Below are 12821 nucleotides of genomic sequence, written 5' to 3'. Positions count from 1 at the left end.
TACCAGGAACGTCCAGGCCTGCGATTTGACGTTCCTGACACATCTCCGGGGCGTCCATGGGACGTTCCAGTTAACTGTTGTAGTCGAAGGACAATACTGGCGGTTCTTTTATTGGCTTCGCTGATATTATGTAAATCTTTCCCGAAATGATATAAAATAGTTCCCCATCGGGGGAGGTACCTTTGTCTTAGAATCTAAACAAGATACGTGATGAAAGAAAATATAGAAACCCTTACCTTGCCCGTTTTAGGAATGACTTGTGCCTCCTGTGCCACGAGCGTCCAATCGATGATTGGCGCGCAGGAAGGGGTGGATCATGCAGAAGTGAATTATGCCACCCAATCTGTAAAAGTAACTTTTCACCCTGATCAGATACAGCCTGCTGCCTTTCAGAAGGTGGTACAGTCTATCGGCTATGACCTGATTCTGGAAAGCGAAGGGGCAAAAGAAAAACAGGAAGAACTACAAAAGAACAATTATGAATCTTTAAAAAAGAGAATGATTGCTTCTTCCATCCTGGCATTGCCGGTGGTCATGATCGGAATGTTCTTCATGGACATGCCCAACGGTAACTATTATATGCTGGCATTGACCACACCAATCCTTTTTATTTTTGGACGGAACTTCTTCATCAATGCCTGGAAACAGGCACAGCACGGGAAAGCCAATATGGATACACTGGTGGCCCTAAGTACCGGGATTGCCTATATTTTTAGTGTATTCAATACCTTTTATCCGGAATTCTGGCATTCCAGAGGACTCCATCCTCATGTATACTTTGAAGCCGCTGCAGTGGTGATTGTTTTCATCATGCTGGGAAAACTGCTTGAAGAAAAAGCAAAATCGAATACTTCTTCCGCCATTAAAAAACTGATTGGCTTACAGCCGAAAACCGTATATCTCGTTACGGAAGATGGCGAAAAGGAAATTCCGGTATCAGATGTACATATCGGAGATCGGCTGATGGTCCGTTCGGGAGAAAAGATTCCTGTAGATGGCGTGGTGTACTCAGGCAGTTCATTTGTGGACGAAAGTATGATTACCGGGGAACCTGTGGCCGTCTCGAAAACGGAGGGCGATAAGGTCTTCGCCGGAACGATCAATCAAAAAGGAACCTTCCGCTTTAAAGCAGAAAAGGTAGGCGGGGAAACCATGCTTGCCCAGATCATCAAACTGGTTCAGGATGCACAGGGCTCGAAAGCACCTGTACAAAAACTGGTGGATAAGATTGCAGGGATTTTTGTTCCTATAGTCATGCTGATTGCCGTTTTAACTTTAGGAGCATGGTTGGTTTTTGGAGGAGAACATGCCTTTACCCATGGTCTTTTAGCAATGGTGACTGTACTCGTGATTGCCTGTCCTTGTGCGTTAGGACTGGCAACACCTACAGCCATTATGGTGGGAATAGGGAAGGGTGCCGAAAGCGGAATCCTGATCAAAGATGCGGAAGCCCTGGAGCTTGGATATAAAGTAAATGCAGTGATCCTGGATAAAACAGGTACGATCACGGCAGGAAAACCAGAAGTAACTGCAGTAGAATGGGCTGCAAACCTGCCTGAAGAAAAAGCGCAGTTGTCGGAAATCCTGATGGCGCTGGAGTATGCTTCCGAGCATCCGCTTGCCGAAGCGATTGTAAACCACTTAAAAGAAGCGGGTGTAAAACCAGCACTGATCAGTGATTTTGAAAGCTTAACCGGTAAAGGAGTAGAAGGGGTATTCAATGGCAATAAATACTGGGCAGGAAGCCACAAAATTTTAAAAGAGCAAAAGATTGCCGTTGCTAAAGAAATAGAAAGTAAAGTCCTCGCTTTGCAGGAACAGGCACAAACGGTGATTTACCTGGCCAATGCGACACAGGTACTGGCGATTGTTGCCATCGCGGATCAGATCAAAGCTGGTTCGGCAAAAGCGGTTGCAGCGCTAAAAGATCAGGGGATAACCGTATATATGCTTACCGGCGATAACCAGCAGACTGCGGCTTCTGTAGCTAAACAGGCCGGAATTGACCATTTTAAAGCCGAAGTTTTACCTTCAGACAAAGCAGATTTTGTAAAGGAATTGCAGGCACAGGGGAAAGTAGTAGCCATGGTAGGTGATGGAATCAATGACAGTCAGGCTTTAGCCCAGGCAGACGTTTCAATCGCCATGGGGAAAGGCTCTGATATTGCCATCGATGTGGCTAAAATCACCCTGGTTTCTTCAGACCTGCAACAGGTGCCTAAAGCATTAAGGCTCTCCAAGCTTACGGTACGTACGATTCGTCAGAACCTGTTCTGGGCATTTATCTATAACCTGATCGGTATTCCTATTGCTGCAGGTCTGCTTTATCCTTTCAATGGGTTCCTTTTAAACCCGATGATCGCAGGGGCTGCCATGGCTTTGAGTTCTGTATCTGTAGTGGGAAACAGCCTGAGGTTAAAACTCTCAAAATTAAGTTAATCAATATCAATCATAATTAAATAATTCAAATGGAAACGTTAAAATTCAAAACTACTATCAAATGTGAAGGCTGTATCGCAACCGTTACCCCGCATTTAAACAACCTGTCGGCAATCTCTAAATGGGAAGTGGATACCACCAGTCCGGACAAAATCCTTACCGTAGAAGGGGACGAATCATTGGATGCTCAGGTGATTAAAGATACTTTGAGCAAAGCCGGGTATGCATCTGAGAAAATATAAACCATTGACAATTAGTTGTATAATGTCGTAAATTTACATGGAGAAACCTGAACTTCAGGTTTCTCCTGATTTATTTCCCATCTTTGCAGGGAACACAATAGCCATTTGTTATTCCTAAAATGAAAAGAATTGGAGCTTTAAGTTTTGCCGCATTTTACCTGATGTTAACCACAGGTCTGTTTGTGTGCATGCTCCATTGTTCTGGTCAATCTTTATTTGTTCAAAAAAAGACAGCTCATGCTATGTCGGAAAACACCGCAGGGCATCACGCAAAATCAGGTGCACATGGCAAATCCTGTGCTCAGGATAAAGATTGCAAATGCTGTGACGAGCATGGGGAATATGTGATCAAAGAAAACATCAAAAGAACGGCATCCGTAGAATTAACTGCGCCCAGTATTTTGCTTAGCCCTATTCAGGATTCTTTTCCCGGTTTAATCCTTTCAGAAAAGCTGATCAATGCTAAAAAATGGCAGCTGGACACCGGTCCGCCACTCTATGTAAAAACACCGCTTTACATTTCAAACAGGGTATTGCTGATTTGATTCAAGTCTGATTTTCAGGGAGCTGAGGCCATTTGCGCGCTGCTGCCATCATCTGAAATTGAACTTTTAATCAAGCTTGAATACTCATGTTATTACACGTAAAAAATATGGTTTGCGGCCGTTGCATCGTTGCGGTACGCGAACAAATGGAAAAACTAAATTTTCTGGTTTCTGACATAACCCTGGGAACGGTACAGATTCATCCCGATCCGGAAGGAACACAGCTGGAAAATATCGGGGCCTCCTTGAAATTGCTGGGCTTTGAACTGATCGATAAAGAAAAAGATCAGCTCGTAGAGCGGGTAAAAAATGTCATCATTGAGCTGGTTCACCATTCTGACCTCGCCAATCTCGATCAAAGCATGGTCAGTATGATCGCCTCTGGCGTAAACAGGGATTATACCTACCTCAGCCGCCTGTTTTCTGATTCAGAAGGACTGACCATAGAAAAGTTTATCATCTATCAGAAAATTGAAAAAGTGAAGGAGCTGATCGGATATGGAGAATTGAACCTCAATGAGATTTCTGTGAAAATGGGCTATAGCAGCAGTTCACACCTCTCTGCTCAATTCAAAGCCATTACGGGACTTTCCCCGAGTAAGTTTAAGTCTGCAGGAAGCCCGGGACGAATGGCGATCGACAAAATTTAAAAAGATATTTTAAGAAAAGAGATGATTACCTTCATGGCTATCAACTGATCACATTAAAAGTTAATATGAAGGCATTAACATTTTCCAGCTTTGGCGGCTCCGAAGTATTGGAATACATAGAGGTTCCCAATCCGGTTTTGAAGGAAGGAGAGTTATTGGTTCAGATGAAAGCCATAGGCTTAAATTTTGCCGATATCTATCGCAGAAAAGGAAATTATCACCTGAAAGGGCAACCTCCGTTTATTGCCGGTTATGAAGGGGCCGGTATGGTGATTGATGCCAACGGACATCCGGAATTTAAAGCCGGCGATCGGGTGGCTTTTGCTGATGTCCCTTTTGCCAATGCAGAATATGTGGCGCTGCCGGTCAGTCATGCACTCCCGCTTCCTGACGATATTGATTTTGAAACTGCCGCTGCGGTACTCTTGCAAGGCCTTACTGCACAATACCTGGCGAGCGACAGTCATCTGGTAAAAGCAGGAGAAAAGGTGCTGATCCATGCAGTAGCAGGAGGAGTAGGACAATTGCTCACGCAGATTGCCAGGATTTCCGGAGCCACCGTGATTGGTTTGACTTCTTCCCGGGAGAAGGCCGAAATTGCCATTCAGAATGGTGCGGATCAGGTCTATTTATATGGGGATGACTGGAAGGCACAAGTGCTGAACGGGGCAGTAGGAGCGGTGGATGTGGTCTATGACAGTATCGGCAGTACCTTGTCTGATAGCTTTGAAGTCACAAAAGAATGCGGACAGGTCGTGTTTTTTGGAATGAGTGGAGGTGATCCTGCTTTTGTCGACCCGAGAATGCTGATGGACGGTTCTAAAACACTTACCGGCGGAGACCTGTGGAGCTATCTGACTTCCAGAACGGAACGTATAAAAAGAGCCGGACAGCTGTTCGAATGGATCAGGACCAAACAAATCGTTTTGCCGGAGCCGACTGCCTTTAAACTTTCTGATGGCAAAGCTGCCCATGATTTCCTGGAGAGCAGAAAGAGTACAGGAAAGATCATTTTGATTCCCTGAGCTCAGAATTTTATAAAATAATCCCATAATTATATAAAAATATAAGCCGTTAATTTTCAAACTTTGAACCTTAAATGAAAAGAACTCTGTTAACCATACTTGCTGTCTTCTATCTGGGTGTTTCCAGTGGGGCGACGCTGCACTTCCATTATTGCATGGGGGAGTTGGTGAGCTGGGGTTTAGATCAGCCGGATAAAGGCAACTGTGGTCTTTGCGGAATGCCTAAAGGAACGCCAAAATCCAAGGCGAAATCCTGCTGTGAGGATGAAAAACAACAGCCCAAAGTAGACAAATCTCAGAAAACCAATATTCCGGTTTATGAGTTTAACGCGGCCTTATCTGCGGTGATTTTGCCTGCCTTATTCATCAATTACCAACCCCAGGTTCCGATCAAAATTACCAGGGAAGCATTGAGTAATGCACCTCCTGAGGGCAATAAAATTCCCGTCTTCCTGAAAAACTGTACCTACAGAATATAATACCCTTTTCTTTTGTTTCCCGACGCGTTCGCGTCCTGGTTATGATGTAGTCGTAACCCATTTTTTATTAAACCCATTTTCTTAAATAACCATTATTATGAAATCATTGAGATTCCTATCGGCGGTCGTATTGACCTTCCTGAGCGTTGCTGTATTTGCACAATCCAAAATAGACAGTATTAAAGTGCGTGGTAACTGTACCATGTGTAAAAAAAAGATAGAAACTGCGCTTAAAGTGCCTGGAGTGACTGCGGCAAACTGGAGCCCGGAAACAAAAGTATTAAAGGTAAGCTATGATTCTGCTGTCATCAGCAACGACCAGATACAGCAAAAAGTAGCAGCTGTGGGTTACGATACCCAAAAGTATAAAGCCAGCGATGAAGCATATAACAAGCTTCACGGATGTTGCCAGTATGAGCGTGAAGGAGAAGAAAAGCTTCCCGTTAAAGGCCAGAAAAAACACTAGTTCCAGATTGTTGATCTCAGCATCATTAAAATAAAAAAATGGTACATAAAATTATAGAATGGTCAATGCGCAACCGGTTTATTGTGCTGGTGCTTTCTCTGGGGCTTTTTGTATGGGGCATTTATGCCGTGAAGAAAAACCCTATAGATGCGATTCCTGACCTGTCAGAAAACCAGGTGATTGTATTTACAGAATGGATGGGCCGCTCACCGCAACTGATCGAAGATCAGGTCACCTATCCGCTGGTCACCAATTTGCAGGGGATTCCTAAGATCAAGTATGTTCGTGGTTCTTCCATGTTCGGAATGAGTTTTATCTATGTCATCTTTGAAGACGATGTGGATGTCTATTGGGCGAGAGAAAGGGTCCTGGAGCGGATCAGTACGATTTCGAAGACCTTGCCTGAGGGCGTTGCCCCTCAGCTGGGGCCGGATGGAACAGGGGTAGGCCACGTCTTATGGTACACCCTGGATGCCCCCGATATGGACCTTGGAGAGCAAAGGGCCATCCAGGACTGGTATGTGAAGTTTGCTTTACAAACCGTTCCCGGAGTGAGTGAAATTGCTTCTTTTGGAGGATTCCAGAAACAATATCAGATCTCCATAGATCCAAATAAACTGCTTTATTATAAGTTGTCCGCCCCGGAGGTGATTGCAGCGGTACGAAGCAATAACAATGAATCCGGAGGAAGGAAGTTTGAGATGAGTGATATGGGCTATATCATTAAGACTTCCGGATACCTCAAATCAATTAAGGAAATCTCAGACATTCCGGTGAAAAACCAGAACGGAACGCCGATCCGGATTTCGGACCTGGCTACGGTACAGATGACCGGAGAAACGAGGCTGGGGATTTTCGACCAGAACGGTGAAGGGGAACGTGCAGGCGGGATTGTCGTGATGCGTTATGGTGAGAATGCTGCCGAGGTGATTGAGAAAGTAAAGGCTAAAATGAAAGAAGTGTCGAAAGGATTGCCCAAGGGCGTTAAATTCGATATTGTCTACGACCGTGGGGAGTTGATCAGTGAAGCGGTAGATTCCATCACCCATACGCTGATTGAAGAAATGATCGTCGTCTCGATCATTGTGATCATTTTCCTTTTCCACTGGAGAAGCGCATTGAGCATCATCATTCAGATCCCGATCACCATTGCAGCGAGTTTCATCCTGCTGAATGCTTTTGATATTTCCTCTAACATCATGTCACTGACCGGAATTGCACTGGCCATTGGTGTCATTGTCGACAATGGAATTATCATGAGTGAAAACGCATATAAACATCTTGCAGAGCGCTATGCGATCTGGGAACAGGATCAACAAAAAATAACTGAATCATGATCAAGTGGATAAAAAACAGATTCCGTAAATCTCCGGATTGGATTACGGAAGAAGAGCGCCTTGCGGTGATCACCAAATCCAGTAAACAGGTGTCCAGGGGCGTGTTCTTTGCCACGGTCATCATCATCACCTCTTTCCTTCCGGTATTTATGCTGACAGGGCAGGAGGGGAAATTATTCCATCCACTGGCCTTCACCAAGACTTTCATCATGATCGTCGATGCCTTGCTGGTGATTACCCTTGCACCGGTGCTGATCTCTTTCTTTATGAAGGGTAAATTCAGACCGGACAATGCGAATCCTGTAAACAGGGTGCTGGAAAAGGTGTATGAGCCAGTCATCAGGGTGGTTTTAAATTGGAGAAAAACAACTTTGGCGGTAAATATCATCGCCTTGCTGATCACCATTCCCTTATTGAAAAACCTGGGAACAGAATTTATTCCTCCTCTGGATGAACAAAGCATACTTTTTATGCCGGTTACCTTACCGGATGTTTCCAATGCAGAAGCAAAAAGGATCCTGCAGGTGCAGGATAAGATCATTAAATCTGTTCCGGAAGTAGATAAGGTTTTAGGAAAAGCAGGACGTGCCAATACGGCAACCGATAATTCCCCGATCAGTATGATCGAAACGATCATTACCCTGAAGCCTAAAAAAGAATGGAGGGAAGGGATTACTAAAAAAGACATCATCAATGAGCTGGATGCCAAACTGCAAATCCCGGGAGTGGTGAATGGCTGGACACAGCCCATCATCAACAGGATCAATATGCTGGCTACCGGAATCCGTACAGATGTAGGGATTAAGGTTTTCGGACAAAACCTGGATACCATTGCTTCCGTTTCTGAACGTGTAAAGGCCGCATTGGAAGGTACTGCAGGGGTAAGTGACCTTTTTGTAGAGCCGATTACGGGTGGAAAATACCTTTCTATCGATGTGAAGCGTGAGGAACTGGCCCGTTATGGACTGAATGTAGATGATGTAAACCAGATCGTGGAAACGGCATTGGGTGGGGCCACCATTGGCAATACGATTGAAGGGCGTCAGCGCTTTTCGATCAGTGTCCGCCTGGCCCAGGAATACAGAAATAGTGTGGAGCGGATCAAGCGCATTCCGGTACAATCCAAAGGGTTTGGAGAAGTACCGCTTTCGGCAGTGGCTGATGTGAAGTTTGAAGATGGTCCGCCAATGATCAGTTCTGATAACGCCATCCTTCGTGGAGCAGTGATGTTTAACGTAAGGGACAGAGATTTGGGAAGTACTGTTCAGGATGCCATGGAGAAGCTGAACAAAGAAAAAGGAATGCTTCCTGAAGGTTATTTCCTGGAATGGAGCGGACAGTATGAAAACCTGATCAGAGGGAAACAAACCCTGATGTGGATTGCTCCGGTAGTGCTGGTGATCATTTTCTTCTCTTTATATTTTGCTTTTCATTCCATCAGGGAAGCTTTCCTGAGTCTGATTACCGTTCCTTTTGCCTTAATCGGCGGAGCGTATATGATCTGGTTCTGGGATGTCAACCTTTCCGTTGGGGTAGCAGTAGGTTTTATCGCCCTGTTTGGGATCGCTGTCGAGACGGGAATTGTGATGGTCATCTACCTCAATGATGCCATGCAGCAGCTGATCAAATTAAAAGGAAATTCCAGCGAAACGATTACCAAAGCAGATTTAAGAGAATATGTGATTTTCGGTGCGGCAAGAAGGTTAAGACCAAAACTGATGACCGTTTGTGTGTCGCTCTTTGGATTGGTACCCGTGTTATGGGCCACAGGAGTGGGGGTAGATGTAATGCAGCCCATCGTATTGCCGATGATCGGAGGGGTCCTGACTTCTTCCACACACATCCTGTTGGTGACGCCGCTGATCTTTCTGATGTCTAAAGAATACGAATTGAGAAAATATGGAAAACTGGAGGTGCATGATGTACAACATTAAGAGAATCGTATGGCTGATTTGCCTGCTTCCCTTTTATTCGGTGGCGCAGCAAAAACCAGTCCTTTCACTGGATACCATCCTGAACAGGATTGACCAGAATAATTTACTGTTACAGTCTTACGGATTGAAAGCAGAAAGCTATAAACACCTCGGTAAAGCCGCCACCGCGTGGATGGCGCCAATGGTTGGGGTAGGGACCTTTATGACGCCTTATCCCGGGCAGATGATGATGGACGACCGCGACAAGGGATCGGTCATGGTTCAGTTTGAACAGGACATCCCCAATCCGGTGAAGCTCAATGCCAACCGCAAGTTCATCGAATCTAAAGGCAATGTCGAAAATGCGACGAGGGGAGTGACCCTGAACGAGTATAAGGCACAGGCCAAACGCCTGTACTTTACCTGGCTGATTGCCCTTCAGAAGATCTCCGTTTTGCAGAAAAATGAGAAGATCATGCAAACAATGAAAAAGATCGAGGAGATCAGGTATCCTTACAACCAGTCGAAACTGGGCAGTGTTTACAAAGCTTCAGCAAAGATTGAGGAAAACAGGAACATGATCCGGATGCAGGAAGGCGATATGGCGAAGTCACGCGCCTGGTTAAACAGCCTGATGAACAATCCCGGAAACATGGACTTTGCCATAGATTCTACTTATCAGCCTCAGTATGTGCCGGCGGCGATGATTGATACGGGTAGTCTGGCCATGGTTAGAAAGGACATCAAAAAAATGGATTACAGCATTTATTCGATGAAGCTGAACATTGAGGCGATGAAGAAACAAAGTCGCCCGGACTTTAAACTCCGCTTCGATCACATGTCGCCATTGACTAAAATGATGCCCAAGGCTTTCAGCATTATGGGGATGGTGAGCATTCCTATTGCCCCATGGTCTTCAAAGATGTATAAATCTGAAGCCAAAGGTATGGCCTATGAGGTGCTGGCAATGGAGAAGGAAAAATCAGCGATGCTGCAGGAAACCCAGGGCATGCTTTACGGGATGCAGTTTGAGATTAAATCGATGCAACAGCGAATTGAAGCGATGGAAGACAAGATCATTCCTACGCTTCAGAAAACTATGGATGTAAGTTTCCTCAGTTACCGGGAGAACAAGATGGAACTGCCGGAGGTGATCGGTACCTGGGAAGCCTTAACCATGATGCAGAACAATGTATTGGAGGAGAAACTGAAACTTTATTTAATGATCGTAGATTATGAGAAAGAATTATATCGTTAGGCGCGGAGCTTCAGCCTTCCGGGGTTTTATGATATTGGGAGCGGCAGGAATTCTATTGATCAGCGCCTGTAAAGAGAAAAAAGGAGCGCATCATGATCCGGGTGCGGTAAAGATTGATAGCAACCTTTCTCATTTACTGAAACCTTCCAATGAGCAGGTGGTCTCTGCTTTGCCGGTAATTAAGGCAGAATACGGGGCTAAAATCTTTACCGAAGAAGTTCAGGGAGTGATGAATTACGACGCAAGAAACCAGAACAACATCTCCAGTAAGGTGAGCGGAAGGATAGAGCGTTTATGGGTCAAATACAATTACCAGCCCGTTAAAAAGGGACAGCTGATCATGGAGATTTATTCGCCGGACCTGGCTGCGGCACAACAGGAATTGTTGTTCATCCACCGGAGCGGGAATGATCCGCTGATGCTTGCGCAGGGAAAACAGCGCCTGATCCTTTTGGGGATGACCCCATCCGGAATCAGTAATTTATTAAAAACAGGTAAACCAGGTTACCGGATTCCGGTATACAGCAATACCTCAGGATATATCCTGGAGAAAACAGCAGCAGCTATAGCCACTTCCCCCCCGGCTCCTTCGGCTGCTGCGTCTTCAGGTGGTGATGGTATGGCTGAGATGGGAGGGGCTTCTGCTGCGGCAGCAGCCAGTCCTGCGGGGGTACCTGTGGCTTCGCCTGTGTTGTTAAGGGAAGGTCAGTACGTAAGTGCGGGGGCTTCTTTGTTTACCATTTACAGTTCAGATCGCCTGGTGGCGGAGTTTTCATTGAAAGCAGCCTTTGCAGCACACATTAAAAAGGGTAAAAAGTTCATTTTTTACAAGACCGCGGATAAGTCGGAAAGTCAGGCCGCAGAGATTGGCCTCATTCAGCCGACTTTTAAAAACGGAGAAAATTTTACCATTGCCAGGGCCTATCTCGCGAATCCGACAATTAAGCCGGGACAACTGCTGACGGCCAGGATTCCGGTGTTATTGAAGGCTTCCTGGTGGTTGCCGGAGCCTGCGGTGCTTTCGGTGGGAAATAAACGTGTGGTCTTTAAGAAGGAGGGCAATGTGTTCCTTCCTAAAGTGCTGGATGCCGGCATCACCATCGGGGGAATGGTCCAGGTCAATCAGGACATCAGTACCTGGAACATCAGTAAAAATGCCGCTTATCTGGTAGACAGTGAAAGCTTTATTAAAATGACAGAAAACATTCAGCATTAAGGATATGGAACGGAAACTATTTATACAAAAATTCGCCCTGCTTGCCCTGGTTCCATCGGTATTTATTGCCGCCTGCAGCAGTGAAGAAAAGAAAGCCGGAGGAGAAAAGGCCGCAAAGAAACAGACTTTTACCTGTCCGATGCACCCGCAGGTAGTTAAGGACGAAATGTCGACCTGTCCGATTTGCGGGATGGATTTGGTGCCTTTCGAAAAGAACAGCAATGAAAAAGCGCTGACAGTAGATGAGAAACGTCAGGCCTTAGCCAATATTACCACCATGGTAATTGGTGTAAATAACCTATCGGGCGCAAAACAACTCAATGGCCGTTTAACGGTAGATCCGGAGCAGAGCAGTTATATCTCCAGCCGCATTGCGGGCCGGATAGAACAGTTATACATCCGGGAAACCGGCGTAGCCGTTAAAAAGGGACAGCCCTTATATCAGTTGTACTCCGAACAACTGGCTACTTTACAACAGGAATACCTGATGGCAATTGCACAGGAAAAGCAATTTCCGGGAGAAAAAATAGAAAAACAGATTGTAGAATCTGCAAAGCAAAAGTTGTTGCTGTACGGGCAGTCTGCTGCACAGGTGCAGCAATTGCAGCATACACAGAAAAAAAATCCATACATCACCTTCTTTGCCCCTGAGGGTGGTGTGGTAGCAGAACTTTCCGTAAATCAGGGTCAGTATGTGACCGAAGGAGGTCCTATTCTTCGACTGGAGGGTTATGGGAATTTATGGGTGGAAGCCGATGTATATCCCAACGAAGCAAAAGGAATCAAAGAAGGGCAGCGGGTAAAGGTGGTGATCCCGGGCTGGGAGGATCAGCCTCAGGAGATGACCATCAGTTTCATTACCCCTGCCTTACAATCCGGAACACAGCTGACCCAGATTCGCGGAAGCATTCCAAATCCAAACCTTCAATGGCAGCCCGGAGCCCAGGCCAACGTATTTCTGCCTTCCGGCAGCAAAACTGAGGTCCTGACTTTACCGGTAGATGCCGTGATCAGAGATGGAAAAGGAATGCATGTCTGGATTAAAAAAGGCAAAGACAGCTTTGAGCCAAAACTGGTCAGCACCGGACAGGAGAATTACAACCAGGTGGAAATCACGGCCGGCTTGCAGAACGGGGAGCAGGTGGTGGTAACAGGGGCTTATCTGTTATACAGCGAATACATCCTGAAGAAAGGTAAAAACCCTGCTGAAGGCCTTAAAATAAGTGCATAAATATAAACTATTAAACAAAT

General features: G+C 45.6%; 12 protein-coding genes. All 12 read left to right on the top strand.

Going from position 1 to position 12821, the window contains the following annotated elements; all coding sequences use genetic code 11:
• Window positions 1–210 precede the first annotated feature (210 nt).
• The 12 genes from DBR43_RS18145 to DBR43_RS18090 all read left to right on the top strand — a co-directional run bounded on the left by DBR43_RS18145 (window position 211) and on the right by DBR43_RS18090 (window position 12801).
• Window positions 211–2439 carry a heavy metal translocating P-type ATPase gene (locus tag DBR43_RS18145; RefSeq protein ID WP_124583336.1) on the top strand — a complete coding sequence of 743 codons (2229 nt, stop codon included), beginning with the start codon at window positions 211–213 and terminating at the stop codon, window positions 2437–2439.
• A 29-nt stretch (window positions 2440–2468) separates the two neighbouring features.
• Entirely contained in the window at window positions 2469–2681 is a 213-nt protein-coding gene (locus DBR43_RS18140) for a heavy-metal-associated domain-containing protein (RefSeq protein WP_124583334.1), read from the top strand.
• A 242-nt stretch (window positions 2682–2923) separates the two neighbouring features.
• The gene (locus DBR43_RS18135; RefSeq protein WP_124583332.1) at window positions 2924–3226 is read left to right on the top strand and encodes a hypothetical protein; all 303 of its coding nucleotides are present in this window, start codon (window positions 2924–2926) and stop codon (window positions 3224–3226) included.
• A gap of 86 nt (window positions 3227–3312) precedes the next feature.
• On the top strand, window positions 3313–3876 hold the full coding sequence (locus DBR43_RS18130) for a helix-turn-helix domain-containing protein (RefSeq protein ID WP_124583330.1): 564 nt from the start codon (window positions 3313–3315) through the stop codon (window positions 3874–3876).
• 65 nt (window positions 3877–3941) lie between these two features.
• Window positions 3942–4901 (top strand): quinone oxidoreductase family protein, encoded by a 960-nt coding sequence (locus DBR43_RS18125; RefSeq protein ID WP_124583328.1) that lies wholly within the window; start codon window positions 3942–3944, stop codon window positions 4899–4901.
• Window positions 4902–4975: 74 nt separating this feature from the next.
• Complete coding sequence (locus tag DBR43_RS18120) at window positions 4976–5380, top strand: HYC_CC_PP family protein (RefSeq protein WP_124583326.1); 405 nt, start codon at window positions 4976–4978, stop codon at window positions 5378–5380.
• Between the two features lie 97 nt (window positions 5381–5477).
• On the top strand, window positions 5478–5846 hold the full coding sequence (locus DBR43_RS18115) for a heavy-metal-associated domain-containing protein (RefSeq protein ID WP_124583324.1): 369 nt from the start codon (window positions 5478–5480) through the stop codon (window positions 5844–5846).
• A gap of 38 nt (window positions 5847–5884) precedes the next feature.
• Entirely contained in the window at window positions 5885–7183 is a 1299-nt protein-coding gene (locus DBR43_RS33445) for an efflux RND transporter permease subunit (RefSeq protein ID WP_124583321.1), read from the top strand.
• Window positions 7180–9117: an efflux RND transporter permease subunit gene (locus DBR43_RS33440; protein WP_124583319.1), complete on the top strand. Its 1938-nt coding sequence runs from the start codon at window positions 7180–7182 to the stop codon at window positions 9115–9117. The genes DBR43_RS33445 and DBR43_RS33440 overlap by 4 nt, the downstream gene beginning before the upstream one ends.
• The gene (locus DBR43_RS18100) at window positions 9101–10354 is read left to right on the top strand and encodes a TolC family protein (protein ID WP_233603029.1); all 1254 of its coding nucleotides are present in this window, start codon (window positions 9101–9103) and stop codon (window positions 10352–10354) included. The genes DBR43_RS33440 and DBR43_RS18100 overlap by 17 nt, the downstream gene beginning before the upstream one ends.
• On the top strand, window positions 10332–11570 hold the full coding sequence (locus tag DBR43_RS18095) for an efflux RND transporter periplasmic adaptor subunit (protein WP_233603028.1): 1239 nt from the start codon (window positions 10332–10334) through the stop codon (window positions 11568–11570). The genes DBR43_RS18100 and DBR43_RS18095 overlap by 23 nt, the downstream gene beginning before the upstream one ends.
• Window positions 11571–11574: 4 nt before the next feature.
• Window positions 11575–12801, top strand: coding sequence for an efflux RND transporter periplasmic adaptor subunit (locus tag DBR43_RS18090; protein WP_124583317.1), 1227 nt, complete (start codon window positions 11575–11577; stop codon window positions 12799–12801).
• Window positions 12802–12821: the final 20 nt, after the last annotated feature.

It is taken from the genome of Pedobacter sp. KBW06 (genome assembly GCF_003852525.1).
GTDB lineage: Bacteria > Bacteroidota > Bacteroidia > Sphingobacteriales > Sphingobacteriaceae > Pedobacter.
The sequence above is the reverse complement of the archived record's forward strand: the minus strand, read 5'-3'. Positions and strand labels throughout refer to the sequence as shown.